Below are 12,262 nucleotides of genomic sequence, written 5' to 3'. Positions count from 1 at the left end.
GCCCGGAACGCGCGGCCTCTGTCGCAATTATGCTTAACATGGACTGTTAAAATGCGAATGAATTGATGGCAGGCGTCCCGATACGAGGAGAATAGATACAATTTGAATTAAATTGCGCCGCTTTTTGCAATCGGCTGTTCGCCGGTCGCGTGTAGCTTCTTCACAAGCCCGAAAAACGGGACAAAGGCCGATGACCCGAAACCGGGCGGGGCTTTAGAAAACAAAGATCATCTGGCAGGGTAGTCTGACAATGTGGTTTCTGATCAAGGGAACATTCTGGTTTTCGCTGGTGCTGGTGGCGCTGTCCTATTTCGGCAGCAGCAACGATCCGGCCAAGGAACCTTCGGCCTTCGATATTCCCAGCGCCGTTTCGGCCGCCGGTGAAGCCTATCGTTATGTCAGCGCCATCTGCATCGAAAAGCCCGATGTCTGCGTCAAGGGCGCCGAAACCTTCCATGCGCTCGGTGAGCGGGCAAAGGAAGGCGCAAAGGTGGCCTATGAACTGCTGGACAAGCAGCTTGCTTCCGGTGACAAGCCGGCCCCCGCCGCTGAACTCGCGGCCGAGACCGAAAAACTGGCCGAAGCCCCGGTCGTAAGCGTCGAATTTCCGAAGGATGCCGACATGCTGAAGACCGGCACCGTCATTCCCCTGCCGCAGAAGCGCCCGGCCCCCTGATACTGTTGCCCTGATCCTTGCCGGCCTCCGCGCCGCACCCTTTTTGCAGCCGAAAATATCCGGCTGCCGATTGCCTGCCTGACTTGCCCACGGAAACCTGCTTTCCGTGGGCTTTTTCGTGGCCCATGGTTCAAAACCGGCCGCACTTCGCCTATATCCTAACAAAGACCTGCAATAATGGATGATACGGCGCGCAAATGGCCTCTCTCGAAACGATCCTTGACGACTTCGCCTTCCTCGACGACTGGGAGGATCGTTATCGTTATGTCATCGAACTCGGCAAGGCGCTTCCCGATCTGCCGGAAGACAAGCGCACGGCCGAGAACAAGGTGCATGGCTGCGCAAGCCAGGTCTGGCTCGTCAGCCACAGCAATGGTGCGGAAGACCCTCTCCTGACCTTCGAAGGCGATTCGGATGCGCATATCGTGCGCGGCCTCGTCGCCATCGTGCTCGCCGTCTATTCCGGCAAGAGAGCCTCCGAAATCGCCGGTCTCGACGCCATTGAGGTATTCGACAGGATCGGGCTGGTGGAACATCTGTCGTCGCAGCGCGCCAACGGCCTGCGCTCCATGATCAAGCGCATCCGCGAGGAAGCCCGGCTGCTGGCCGCCTGACTTTCACCTCTCCATCGACGGGCGATAATCTGCATCGCCCCAATGGTGTTCCTTCCTGCCGGCGCGGGCCGCAGGCGGCGCATAATGGCGGGCAAGCGCCAGCAGTGCTGCGCGCAGCAGCAGTTTTGCCGACCGCGCCGGCCATTGCCTTTCGCGCTCCACCGTCTCCAGCCCCTTTTCGAAACAGCAGATATCGATGGCGACGCCCGACAGTTCAGGCCCCATCGCATCGGCCGCGCGGGAAAACCGCGTTCTTGCGGCCATTGCCGCCTCGGTAAGATCGAGCGCGCCTCCCGCCTCGCCTTTTGTGCGGTTCGCTATTCTCGGCTCCCATGTCGCCGTTACCTTCGGGTTGAGATGGCCGCGATGAAAATCGGCGGCAAGGCGCTCGCCCGCCTCCAGAGCATCCGCCGGGAAAAACGCCGCACCGTCCCGTTCCTTCAGCCTTGCAAGGCTGGTCAGGGGAGAGGTGTTGAGATTGCGCCGGGCCTGCTGCTTCGCATCGCCGACATCCACAACAACCGTCTGCATATGCCGGTGCTGTTCCTGAAAAACCTCGTCCCGGTCTTTTGCCATTGCACGTTTCAGGCAGGAGGCGAGCGGCGGTGCGGCGGAAAGGGTGTTTTCCCGCTGCTCGACCAGCCCGGAAGAAATGGCAAACCGCACCGTCGCGGCCGGAAACCGCAGCGCGGGATGGCCCGCCCGCGCCCGGCGCAGGACGATATCGCCGCCCTCCTGCGACATCTCGGCCGCGCCCGCGGCGATGCAACGCAGCAGCCGCAGGAGATGAGGGTTCGGGGAGGCAACCGGGATGCTTTTTTCCTCACTCATCCCGGGCGCCTTTCATCGCGTTGAAGATACTGCCGGTGAGCCGCTCCAGCACGGCGACGAACTCATCGAATGCCGGTTCGTCACGCCGGTCCTCCACCACCTGGCAGGCATGGCCCACCGTCGTCCTGTCCCGGCCGAAACACGGCCCGATATCCGACATGGGAATGCCCAGCTGCACATGGCACACATACATGGCGATCTGGCGGATGTGGCATTCCGTGCGCCGGCTGTCGCGGCGCACCAGCGTTCGGTCGCCCGTCAATTGCACCATCTCGCCGGTGAGCTGCCGTACCAGACGGCAAAGACGGGAAATCTCATCCCGCCCGGCCGCAGACGGCCAATGACGAAAGGGACGATCACCGACCCGCACGCAAGGCCGCGCGGCGGCAGGCAGAAACACAGTATCCGACGGCATATGCAACCCCTCTACGAATAGGAATTAATTCATACACCTGAGAGCAAGCATGGGGAAGCGCAAATTTGGCATGGAGGATTATGCGATTGATACGGCTTCATTTTTGCAGAGTTGATATGCGCAATAAAGGATTTTTTTCCTCAATCGAAATTTTGCGCGACATAAAAGTCGGTCAAGGGAACGGCCCCCGGGTCTGGTGCGATGCAGTTCTCGATCGCGAAAGACCCCTCTCACGGCGCAGACGCGCCATAGCTGGATGCCGGATATGGTCCGGCAGGACGGAGGTGAGATCTTCGAACCCCAGAAACGAAATCGGCCGGTCAAAGGACCGGCCGTATTGCCTTGCGACTTCCGGCTATCTGTCAGGACAGCAGCCGGACCGTCTTTAAAATCAACGGCTGGCCTTGCGGCGCTGACCGAGACCCATTTCCTTGGCGAGCCGCGAGCGGGCTTCGGCATAGGCGGGCGCAACCATCGGATAGTCGACCGGCAGGTCCCATTTTTCGCGATATTCTTCCGGCGTCATGCTGTGATGCGTCGTGAGATGCCGCTTGAGCGACTTGAACGAGCCGCCACATTCCAAACAGACGATGTGGTCATCCTGAACCGACTTGCGGACGGAGACGGCAGGCTTCTGCTTTTCGACATTGACCGCCACCGATGCCGGTGCCGATGTTCCGCTGAGTGCCGTGTGAACATCCGAAATAAGGCCGGGAAGCTCAGTTACCGGAACGACGTGGTTGCTAACATAGGCAGCCACAATATCCGCAGTCAGTTCGACCAGCAGATCCTGGGCGTTACCGTATGCAGTTTCCGTCATTTAAGTATCTCCTGTTTATTGATCCCCTGACGCGGGCGAACGCCGCATCGAGCGATGTGAAGTTACCCGGTGCCCCACCTTCGCCTTGTTGAAACCAACATGAAACCTACCCCTAGATTTCGAGCGAAAACCGGAAACGAATTGGTCCGAGATTCAACTTATGGCCCGCGACATGGGCAGCAATGGTCCGATGGGCCATAGATTAGACATTAATAAAATGCCTATGCCGACTATGAAGAGGCTAGATGCAAATCGCGATTAGCAACTTTACACTTAATTTGGATAACAGCAAAACAGCAAAAGTCAAATTCCTATTGTGAATTTTTCAGTTCAAAACAGTCTAATCGGAATACAAAAAATTACGGGTAATAAAATACTATGCCAAGTAGTAATTGAAAATGAATACCCCCAATTATTAGGGGGATTTTCAACTTCAAATTTTCTTGATGTCATCAACTACCGATTTAACGGCAAGCGGATAACCTGCCTTGTGAGCGGCCATGGCAAGAAGATGTGCCGAGACCGGCGCGGTAAGGACAAAGAAGAAGAAACCGGCGAGCGCCCGCGCCAGCGTCGATATTTCCATGGAATGGATGCCGACAGCCAGAAGCAGCAAGCCGGACCCCACCGTTCCCGCCTTCGAAGCCGCATGCATGCGGGTATAGACATCCGGCAGCCGATTGAGGCCGATTGCCGCGATCAGCGAGAAAATGGCGCCTGAGACCAACAGCGCCGCAACCAGAATAGCCACGATCCAAGCCATCATCGCCTGCCCTTTCCTTTTCTGTTGGCGACACCTTTTTCCATATTTTTTTCAATGGCTTCAGATGCCCTTTCGCCATCGAGAACCGCCGCCGGCCTGCGCCGGCCGTCCGGGCCGCGCGACAGCACGAAGCGGGCGAAGGCCACCGTTGCCAGAAAACCGACCAGCCCGAGCGCAATCGCAATATCGACGTAAAGATTGAAGCCGGTGCGGATGGCGATGACTGCGATAAAGCCGATGGCGATGCCCACCAGCATGTCGAGCGCAACGATACGGTCCGGCAAGGTGGGGCCGACGACGACGCGATATACTGTCAGCAAAAAGGCGGCCGACAGAACAACCGATGCAAGTATAGTTGCAAATGAAACTATTTGTTCCGGCGTCATATCTGAAACGCCTCCATGATCTTTCTTTCAAAGCCGTTGCGGATGTCGTTTTTCGTGGCCTCGATATCGCTGCAATCGATCGCGTGCACGTAAAGCGTTTTCCTGTCCGCCGAAACATCGACCGACAGCGTGCCTGGCGTGAGCGTGATGAGATTGGCGAGCAGCGTGATCTCGAAATCCGTCGTCACCGTCAGCGGATAGGCGAAAATGCCGGGCTGCACGTCGAGCTTCGGCCGCGTCACCAGCACGGCGACCTTCCATGCGGAAAGCGCCAGCTCCTTGAAGAACAGCAGCACCAGCGACAGCACCCGGACAAGCCTGAGCCAGTGGTTACGCCCACCGGGAAGCTGGTGGCGGATGATGCCGAGCGCCAGCGTCGAAACGACAAGGGCGAAAATGATGTTCGCGAGGGTGACGCTGCCTGTCACGGCGAGCCATACGGCAACGAAAAGCAATTGTACGAGATAGAGGCTCATGGTTTGCCCCCTTCGGTAAAGACCGACTGGATATAGGCCTGCGGATTACCGAGGCCTGCGGCCGCCTGCTGGCTGAGATTGAGCAGGCTTTCCGGAAACAGGCCGAAGAACACCACCAGCAACGTCAGCCCCACCAGCGGCGCGAAAGACGGCGCTGCCGAGGGCGACGCCTGCGGCACGGAAGGCTGACCGGGGGATGCCGCAACGGGACGCCAAAAACACAAAAGGAAGATCCGCCCGAAAGCGATGGTGGCGATGAAGCCGGAGGCGAGAATGGCGCCGGCCAGCCACCATGCGCCGATATCGATCGCCGACTTGACCAGCACCGCCTTCGGCCAGAAGCCGGAAAAGGGCGGCAGGCCGGAACCGGCGAAAAACAGCGCCAGCGCCAGCGCCGAAAACCACGGAGCCTGCTGGTAAAGGCCTCTGAGCGAGGTGAGGCTGAAACCGCCGCCGAGGCGGGCCGCATGGCCGGCAGCGAGATAAAGCGCCGTCATCAACACCATCGAATGCAGCGCGTAAAAAATGGCGCCGGTGACACCCGACGGCGTGCCGATGGCGATGCCGGCCATCATGTAACCGATGCCCGAGATGACGATATAGCCGAGCATGCGGCGGATATCGTTCTGGGCGAGCGCGCCCATGGCCCCGAGCACCATGGTCAACGCCGCCGAGATGGCGATGACGATGCTGAGTTCTTCCCGCTCGACCGGAAACAGCATGACCATGACGCGCAGCAGCGAATAGATGCCGACCTTGGTGAGCAAGCCGCCGAACAGGGCGGAAACGACAATGCGCGGCGTGTGATAGGAAGCGGGCAGCCAGAAATTTACCGGGAAGGCGGCGGCCTTCATGGCGAAGGCGAGCGCGAACAGGCTCGCAAGCGTCATCAGCGGCGCCGAACCGCGCAGCCCGGTCGCCTTCTGCGCGATATCGGCCATGTTGAGCGTGCCGAAGATGGCGTAGAGATAACCCACAGTTATCAGGAACAGCGTCGTGCCGATGAGGTTCAGAATGGCATATTTCAGCGCGCCGTCGATCTGCTCGCGCGTCGAGCCGAGCACGATCAGGCCGAAGGACGAGATCAGCAGCACCTCGAACCAGACATAGAGGTTGAAGATGTCGCCGGTCAGGAAAGCGCCGGTGACACCGGCCATCAAGAGCATCAGGAAGGGATAGAAACCGTATCGCCTGCCGCTGGCGTCGATATCCGCGCCGGCATGGATGGCGCCCGCAAGTGCGACGATGGCGGCGGCAAGCGACAGCAGCGCGCCCGTCAGATCGGCGGTAAAGGCAATACCGAAGGGCGGCAGCCAGCGGCCCATGACCATGGTGAAGGGGCCATCAGTGGCGACCTTCCACAAAAGCGCGGCATCGAGCAGCACCAGCAGGAAGAGCGCCGCGATGGCGACGGTCGCGTGGTGGCGGATGGCGTGGCGCATCATCATCAGTACCGCGCCTGCGCCAATGCAGAGCGCGATGGGGAGAATGATCAGCCAGCCGGACAGCGGCACGGGCGTCGTGACGAGCGCTGCGGAAAGATCGGTGACTGCGGATGTGGTGGAGGATGCCATGGTGTCTCAGCCTCGCCGCTCAATAACCGAGCGGCGGCAAGGGCTCGCCTGCGGGTTCTGCGGTGCGCATTTCGTCCGTATCGTCGGTCTGCAGTTCCTGAAACGCACGCCAGGTCAGCACCAGAAGGAAACAGAAGAAGGAAAAGGAAATGACGATTGCCGTGAGGATGAGCGCCTGCGGCAGCGGATTGGCCGCACCCGCGGGCAGCGTATCCATGCCGGGCGGAATGATCGGCGGCACTTCGCGCGTCAGCCTGCCTGCCGTGAACAGCAAGAGGTTCACCGCATTGCCGAGAATGGCGATGCCGAGCAGCATGCGGATGCTGTGGCGCGACAGCATGAGATAGATCGCCACCGAAAAAAAGATGCCGACGAGAATGGAGAAGACCGCTTCCATCAGTCGCTTTCCCTTTCTTCCAGCGCCAGCGCAATGGAGGTGATGGCGCCGACCACGACGAGATAGACACCGATATCGAAGGACATGACGGTGGAGAGCGGTATTTCGACCCCGAACAGGCTCGGATAGACCCACAGCCCGGTCATGAAGGGCACGCCGGCGGCGATGGAAACGAGGCCGGAAAGCATGGACAGCAGCAGCCCCGCCCCCGCAATCGACAGCGGATGAAACATGATGGCGCGCCTGACTGCGGTGACGCCATAAGCGATGCCATAGATCGCCAGCGCCGAGACCGCGATCAGACCGCCGATGAAGCCGCCGCCCGGCTCATTATGGCCGCGCAGCAGCACGAAGATGGAAAACAGCACCATGAGGCTGGTGACGACAGGGGCGACGGTGCGCAGAATGAGCGTGTTCATGCGCGCGCTCCTTTCTTCTTCGCGGTTTTGGCCGGTCCCTTGACGGCGACTCCCTTGATGGCAGCAGCCGGGCGGATGCGGATCAGCGCCAGAATGGCAAGACCCGTTATCATCACGACAGCGATTTCACCGAGCGTATCCGTGCCACGGAAGTCGACGATGATGACGTTGACCACATTGGCGCCGTGGGCGATGACCTTGGAATAGGTGTTGTAGAAATCCGTCAGGCGGTTGTCGAAACTCGCCTCGGTCGCGCGCATCAGGAACAAAGCGAAGCCGGTTCCGCAGGCGATGGCGATGGTGCTGTCCAGCAGCTTCTGGCCAAGGCCGCGATGGTCTGACGGCGACAGGCGAAGCCGCGTCATCACCAGCGTCAGAATGACCACCGACAGCGTCTCGACCATAAATTGCGTGAAGGACAGATCGGGCGCGCCGAAGAGCAGGAAGATGACCGCCACCGCAAAACCCTGAATGCCGAGCGCGATGATGGCGGTGAGCCGGCTCGACGCCGTCAGCACTGCGATGAGCCCCGCCACGGCAATGACGATGAAAGTCAGCTCATGGATGGGCATATCGCGCGGCCAGGACGGCATGGACGGCAATTCCCCATAAAGGAACAGCGGCACCAGCAGCACGGCGGCAATGACGGCAAAGGTGGCGGTGACGTAAAATTCCAGCCTGCCCGGCTGAATGAGCCGGGTGATGTGGAACGAGACTTTCACCAGCATTTCGATGAAGACGTCAAAGCCCCTGTCCGGCCCTGCCCCCAGCGCCTTGAAGGTGCGGTCGATCAGTCCACGGACGGCGGAAAGCTGCGTGTAAAGGACGATGCCGAGCGCGATGGTGAGCAGCGACAGGCCGAGCGGCACGCCGATATGGGGAATGAGCGAGATTTCCACCGGGCGCGCCTCACCGGCAATGGCGCTCGCCATCGGGATGGAGATGTAGAAATGCGCGATGCCGGAAAAGAGCGCAATCGTCAGCCCCTTCAGCGCCAGAAGCGCCGGGCCGAGCCAGAGCAGCAGCGGGCCTTCATGCGCGTGTTTCGGGGTCTTCACCGGCTTGCCGAGGAAGGGTTTCAGCGCCACCGCAAAGGCAACGGCGAACATCAGTCCGTTGCCGAGGATGGCGATGCCGGTGAACAGCACGGCGCGCGGATTGCCATGCGCCAGCGCGTAATAAATCTCTTCCTTGGCGAGAAAACCGAAGAAAGGCGGTAGGCCGGCCATGGAAATCGCAGCCGTCAGCGCCGCCGCGAAGGTGATCGGCATGGCTTTTCGCAGGCCGCCGAGCTTCGTCACGTCGCGGGTGCCGGTCTCATGGTCGATAATGCCGGCGACCATGAACAGCGCGCCCTTGAACAGCGAATGCGCCACCAGATAAAGCACCGCCGCCTCGATGGCATGGTCGGAGCCGAAACCCGTCAGCATGACCAGCAGGCCGAGCGACGACACCGTCGTATAGGCGAGCATCAGCTTGAGATCGGTCTGGCGCACGGCCAGCAACGCGCCGGTGAGCATGGTCAACCCGCCGAAGAAGGGCAGCAGGATCTGCCAGGCGGCGGTATCGCCGAGAACCGGGTTGAGCCGCATCAGCAGATAGACGCCGGCCTTCACCATGGTTGCCGAATGCAGATAGGCGGATACCGGCGTTGGCGCTTCCATGGCGTTGGGCAGCCAGAAATGGAAGGGAAACTGCGCCGATTTGGTGAAGGCGCCGCCGAGAACCAGAAGCAGCGCGGCCAGATAAAACGGGCTGTCGCGCAAGACATCGCCGCCGCGCACCAGCATCGACAATTGCGTCATGCCGCTGATATCCCAGATGAAAATCAGCCCGGCGAGCAGCAGCAGACCGCCGCCGCCCGTCACCACCAGCGCCTGCAGCGCGGCGCGGCGCGAGGCGGCGCGCTCATGGTCGAAGCCGATCAGCAGGAAGGAGGTGATGGAGGTGAGTTCCCAGAAGACGAACAGCATCAGCAGGCTGTCGGAAACCACGACGCCCAGCATCGCCCCCATGAAGAGCAGCAGGAAGGACAGGAACCGGCCCTGCTGCGGATGCCCTTTCATATAACCGCCCGCATAAAGCACGATCAGCAGGCCGATGCCGGTGATCAGCAGCGCAAAGGTCAGCGACAGGCCGTCGATGAACCAGGAGAAGCTGAGATTGAAGCTCGGCACCCAGGCATAACCGCCGGTCACCACCCCGCCTGCCGCGATCTCGGGCAGCATCAGTGCAAAATGCGCAAAGGCGAGAGCAGGCGCAATCGCCAGGACCCACGCCGCATTGTGACCGAACCTTTTAACCAGGACGGGTGCGGCAAGCGCTGCCAGAAACGGCAGAAACAGCGACAGGAATGTCAACGGCGTGACATCTGATGTCATTCACATCTCCCGGGATGTCCCCCATCCCTGCGCGCCAATAATGGCGTTCTTCTTCAAATCGTTTTTTCAGTTAGAGCGCATTTCCGGGCGGAAAACCGGGCTCCACTTTTCCTGGAAATGCTCTAAGGCATAGACAAAGCCATCTCAACCCAAATCGGTACTCCCGGCCCATAACGAACGCGTTATGACGCCCATCCCCTTTCAATCCGCCTCCGCGATGACTATTTGAGGCGGGAACAGAAAGGATCATTCCATGAGCGATCTGACATCCCCAAAAATCAAAAAGAGCGATGCCGAATGGCGTGAGCAGCTGACGCCGGAGCAATATCGCATCCTGCGCGAACACGGCACCGAGCGTGCCTTCACCGGGCCCTATTGGGATACATTCCAGAAAGGCCTCTATCGCTGTGCGGCCTGCGACGAGCCGCTGTTCCTCTCCGATACGAAATTCGATGCCGGCTGCGGATGGCCGAGCTATTTCGAGCCGGTAAAGCCGGGCGCCGTGACGGAACATCGCGACGCCAGCTACGGCATGGTGCGCACGGAAATCCGCTGCGCCAATTGCGGCGGCCATCTCGGCCACGTCTTCCCGGACGGCCCGAAGCCCACCGGCCTGCGTTATTGCATCAACGGCCATTCGATGGTGTTCGAGCCGGTTTGATTGGGCAATGGGTAACGCCTATACGGCATGCGACGTCGGTTTGCGGACGTCCACCCCAAGCACTCAGCGTCATCCTCGGGCTTGTCCCGAGGATCTGCAACCGATTGATTTAATTCGACGTGGTTAGATTCTTGGGACAAGCCCAAGGATGACGGAGGAGAGGTTGGACGCCCCGCGCCGGGGCCACTTTCTCTAGGCAACCCGCCCGGGAACTAGTTCAGCTTCAGCTCCATGCACGTCAAATCCAGCCAGCGGCCGAACTTGGTGCCGACTTCCGAAAACCGGCCGACGACTCTGAAGCCGAGGCTTTCATGCAGGCGGATGGAGGCGGTGTTTTCCGCCTCGATGGCGGCGATCAGCACATGCACGTCGTTGCCGGAGGCATGATCGATCAACGCCTGCATCAACTTTTTGCCGATGCCGTGGCCGCGCGCATCCTTATGCACATAGACCGAATGTTCGCGGGTGTGGCGATAACCGTCGAAAGCGCGCCAGTCGCCATAGGAAGCATAACCTGCGACCTTGCCGTCGAGGATTGCGACGATGACCGGAAAGCCGCGTGACTTACGGGCGGCGAACCATTCCTTGCGGTTTTCCAGATCGACCAGCACGTTGTTCCAGATCGCGGTCGTATTCAGCACCGCATCATTGTAAATCTCCATGATGCCGGAGAGATCGTCCACGGTCGCGTCGCGCAGTTGCACGCTCATTGTCGTTCACCCTTTTTCCTGCTTGCAGCGGCGGTATTTTCGGCCGCCATCTGCACGAGGATTAGGCGATGATGCGAATGGCTGTCCAGTACCCATGCGCCATCGGGGCGCATTCTTCAGGATGCCAGCGGCACGAGGCTGAAGGAGGTGACCACGGCGAAATAATGAACGGCGGCGGCGGCGACCACGAAAGCGTGCCAGATGGCATTCTGGAAACGCAGCTTTTCCCAGACATGGAAGATGACGCCGAGCGAATAGATGACGCCGCCGGCGACGATCAGCCAGAGCGTGACCGGGGCGAGATGCGACGACAGCGGCCCGACCACCATGACGCCGCTCCAGCCCATGGCGAGATAAAGGCCGATGGCGACCCGGTCGTAACGGCCGGGAAACAGGCATTTGAGAAGGATGCCGCACAGCGCCGCGAGCCAGATCAGCCCCAGCATGACGGCGATCAACGGATCGTGGATGCCGCGCATCAGAAAGGGCGTATAGGTGGCGGCAATGAGGATGAAGATCGCCGAATGATCCAACCGGCGCAGGAACCATTTCACCCTGGAGTGCGGCCAGATATTATAGGTGAAGGACACGGAGAGACAGGCGACGAGGCCGAGACCGTAAATCCACGCGGCGGCGATCGCGCTGAGCGTCCCCCAGGCGGTCGCGTAGAAAATCAGCGCCGTGGCGCCGATAAGCGCAAACACGATGCCGACACCATGGACGATGCCATCGGCGACAATCTCGTGAAAATCATACTGGCGCCCGAACCGCCATAAATCGCTCATAGTCCAATCCCGTCTGCGTGCTTTCCTCGAAGCATGGAGACAATATTAGACAGGAACAAGACAGCACCCGGTTAACGGCAATCAAATTGCGTTCGAGGCTGTTGCGAAAGGAGAGGTCCACTACTTCCCTCATTCCTGTGCTTGTCACAGGAATCCAGCCGACGCGCGTCTGCGCGGCGAAAGGACTCTTCTCAGCCCAAGGACTTGGGCTGGCTGGATCCCTGTGACAAGTGTAAAGACCGGAGACATCCCTGACATGTGTTCGGAGACATCCCTGACAGTCAGAGTTTATCTTCGAGATTGATCTTTGCGATTTGAGTTGCCCCGAAGAAAACGCCGAAGAGACCTGAGCTA

General features: G+C 60.0%; 15 protein-coding genes. 3 read left to right on the top strand and 12 right to left on the bottom strand.

What is annotated here, in order from left to right:
• Positions 1-250: 250 nt before the first annotated feature.
• Together I3J13_RS24365 and I3J13_RS24360 are read left to right on the top strand one after the other, a co-directional pair.
• Positions 251-676 carry a DUF5330 domain-containing protein gene (locus I3J13_RS24365; protein ID WP_003522299.1) on the top strand — a complete coding sequence of 142 codons (426 nt, stop codon included), beginning with the start codon at positions 251-253 and terminating at the stop codon, positions 674-676.
• 197 nt (positions 677-873) lie between these two features.
• Positions 874-1,290, top strand: coding sequence for a SufE family protein (locus I3J13_RS24360; RefSeq protein WP_003522298.1), 417 nt, complete (start codon positions 874-876; stop codon positions 1,288-1,290).
• Positions 1,291-1,293: 3 nt separating this feature from the next.
• On the opposite strand, the gene I3J13_RS24355 is transcribed toward I3J13_RS24360, so the two are convergent.
• The 10 genes from I3J13_RS24355 to I3J13_RS24310 all read right to left on the bottom strand — a co-directional run bounded on the left by I3J13_RS24355 (position 1,294) and on the right by I3J13_RS24310 (position 9,752).
• Positions 1,294-2,121 carry a DUF6456 domain-containing protein gene (locus I3J13_RS24355; protein WP_196380535.1) on the bottom strand — a complete coding sequence of 276 codons (828 nt, stop codon included), beginning with the start codon at positions 2,119-2,121 and terminating at the stop codon, positions 1,294-1,296.
• Positions 2,114-2,536 carry a helix-turn-helix domain-containing protein gene (locus I3J13_RS24350; RefSeq protein ID WP_137003095.1) on the bottom strand — a complete coding sequence of 141 codons (423 nt, stop codon included), beginning with the start codon at positions 2,534-2,536 and terminating at the stop codon, positions 2,114-2,116. Before I3J13_RS24350 ends, I3J13_RS24355 begins: the two co-directional genes overlap by 8 nt.
• 391 nt (positions 2,537-2,927) lie before the next feature.
• Positions 2,928-3,356, bottom strand: a complete 429-nt coding sequence (gene ros / locus I3J13_RS24345; RefSeq protein WP_003509257.1) for a MucR family transcriptional regulator Ros — start codon at positions 3,354-3,356, stop codon at positions 2,928-2,930.
• 433 nt (positions 3,357-3,789) lie between these two features.
• The gene (gene mnhG / locus I3J13_RS24340; RefSeq protein ID WP_003522295.1) at positions 3,790-4,122 is read right to left on the bottom strand and encodes a monovalent cation/H(+) antiporter subunit G; all 333 of its coding nucleotides are present in this window, start codon (positions 4,120-4,122) and stop codon (positions 3,790-3,792) included.
• A complete protein-coding gene (locus I3J13_RS24335) occupies positions 4,119-4,505 on the bottom strand; it encodes a cation:proton antiporter (RefSeq protein ID WP_003522294.1) in 387 nt (128 codons plus the stop codon). The genes mnhG and I3J13_RS24335 overlap by 4 nt, the downstream gene beginning before the upstream one ends.
• Positions 4,502-4,981, bottom strand: coding sequence for a Na+/H+ antiporter subunit E (locus I3J13_RS24330; RefSeq protein WP_003522293.1), 480 nt, complete (start codon positions 4,979-4,981; stop codon positions 4,502-4,504). The genes I3J13_RS24335 and I3J13_RS24330 overlap by 4 nt, the downstream gene beginning before the upstream one ends.
• Positions 4,978-6,555: a Na+/H+ antiporter subunit D gene (locus I3J13_RS24325; protein ID WP_196380534.1), complete on the bottom strand. Its 1,578-nt coding sequence runs from the start codon at positions 6,553-6,555 to the stop codon at positions 4,978-4,980. Before I3J13_RS24325 ends, I3J13_RS24330 begins: the two co-directional genes overlap by 4 nt.
• 19 nt (positions 6,556-6,574) lie before the next feature.
• Positions 6,575-6,952, bottom strand: a complete 378-nt coding sequence (locus I3J13_RS24320) for a Na+/H+ antiporter subunit C (protein ID WP_003509263.1) — start codon at positions 6,950-6,952, stop codon at positions 6,575-6,577.
• Positions 6,952-7,371: a Na+/H+ antiporter subunit B gene (locus I3J13_RS24315; protein ID WP_020813166.1), complete on the bottom strand. Its 420-nt coding sequence runs from the start codon at positions 7,369-7,371 to the stop codon at positions 6,952-6,954. The genes I3J13_RS24320 and I3J13_RS24315 overlap by 1 nt, the downstream gene beginning before the upstream one ends.
• On the bottom strand, positions 7,368-9,752 hold the full coding sequence (locus tag I3J13_RS24310; RefSeq protein WP_196380533.1) for a putative monovalent cation/H+ antiporter subunit A: 2,385 nt from the start codon (positions 9,750-9,752) through the stop codon (positions 7,368-7,370). The genes I3J13_RS24315 and I3J13_RS24310 overlap by 4 nt, the downstream gene beginning before the upstream one ends.
• A gap of 253 nt (positions 9,753-10,005) precedes the next feature.
• Between I3J13_RS24310 and msrB the strand changes: the two genes are divergently transcribed.
• The gene (gene msrB, locus I3J13_RS24305) at positions 10,006-10,413 is read left to right on the top strand and encodes a peptide-methionine (R)-S-oxide reductase MsrB (RefSeq protein WP_003522288.1); all 408 of its coding nucleotides are present in this window, start codon (positions 10,006-10,008) and stop codon (positions 10,411-10,413) included.
• A 212-nt stretch (positions 10,414-10,625) separates the two neighbouring features.
• On the opposite strand, the gene I3J13_RS24300 is transcribed toward msrB, so the two are convergent.
• Positions 10,626-11,123 (bottom strand): GNAT family N-acetyltransferase, encoded by a 498-nt coding sequence (locus I3J13_RS24300; protein ID WP_196380532.1) that lies wholly within the window; start codon positions 11,121-11,123, stop codon positions 10,626-10,628.
• Positions 11,124-11,239: 116 nt separating this feature from the next.
• Positions 11,240-11,908 (bottom strand): PAQR family membrane homeostasis protein TrhA, encoded by a 669-nt coding sequence (gene trhA / locus I3J13_RS24295; protein WP_003522286.1) that lies wholly within the window; start codon positions 11,906-11,908, stop codon positions 11,240-11,242.
• Positions 11,909-12,262: the final 354 nt, after the last annotated feature.

Origin of the sequence: Agrobacterium leguminum, assembly GCF_015704895.1 — a bacterium.
GTDB classification, from domain to species: Bacteria; Pseudomonadota; Alphaproteobacteria; order Rhizobiales; family Rhizobiaceae; genus Agrobacterium; species Agrobacterium leguminum.
The sequence above is the reverse complement of the archived record's forward strand: the minus strand, read 5'-3'. Positions and strand labels throughout refer to the sequence as shown.

Coding starts and splice junctions, on each gene's coding strand:
- I3J13_RS24300 (WP_196380532.1), bottom strand. CDS start 11,123: ATGAGCGTGCAACTGCGCGACGCGACCGTGGACGATCTCTCCGGCATC.
- ros (WP_003509257.1), bottom strand. CDS start 3,356: ATGACGGAAACTGCATACGGTAACGCCCAGGATCTGCTGGTCGAACTG.
- I3J13_RS24350 (WP_137003095.1), bottom strand. CDS start 2,536: ATGCCGTCGGATACTGTGTTTCTGCCTGCCGCCGCGCGGCCTTGCGTG.
- mnhG (WP_003522295.1), bottom strand. CDS start 4,122: ATGATGGCTTGGATCGTGGCTATTCTGGTTGCGGCGCTGTTGGTCTCA.
- I3J13_RS24325 (WP_196380534.1), bottom strand. CDS start 6,555: ATGGCATCCTCCACCACATCCGCAGTCACCGATCTTTCCGCAGCGCTC.
- I3J13_RS24365 (WP_003522299.1), top strand. CDS start 251: ATGTGGTTTCTGATCAAGGGAACATTCTGGTTTTCGCTGGTGCTGGTG.
- I3J13_RS24330 (WP_003522293.1), bottom strand. CDS start 4,981: ATGAGCCTCTATCTCGTACAATTGCTTTTCGTTGCCGTATGGCTCGCC.
- I3J13_RS24315 (WP_020813166.1), bottom strand. CDS start 7,371: ATGAACACGCTCATTCTGCGCACCGTCGCCCCTGTCGTCACCAGCCTC.
- I3J13_RS24335 (WP_003522294.1), bottom strand. CDS start 4,505: ATGACGCCGGAACAAATAGTTTCATTTGCAACTATACTTGCATCGGTT.
- I3J13_RS24320 (WP_003509263.1), bottom strand. CDS start 6,952: ATGGAAGCGGTCTTCTCCATTCTCGTCGGCATCTTTTTTTCGGTGGCG.
- I3J13_RS24360 (WP_003522298.1), top strand. CDS start 874: ATGGCCTCTCTCGAAACGATCCTTGACGACTTCGCCTTCCTCGACGAC.
- msrB (WP_003522288.1), top strand. CDS start 10,006: ATGAGCGATCTGACATCCCCAAAAATCAAAAAGAGCGATGCCGAATGG.
- I3J13_RS24310 (WP_196380533.1), bottom strand. CDS start 9,752: ATGACATCAGATGTCACGCCGTTGACATTCCTGTCGCTGTTTCTGCCG.
- I3J13_RS24355 (WP_196380535.1), bottom strand. CDS start 2,121: ATGAGTGAGGAAAAAAGCATCCCGGTTGCCTCCCCGAACCCTCATCTC.
- trhA (WP_003522286.1), bottom strand. CDS start 11,908: ATGAGCGATTTATGGCGGTTCGGGCGCCAGTATGATTTTCACGAGATT.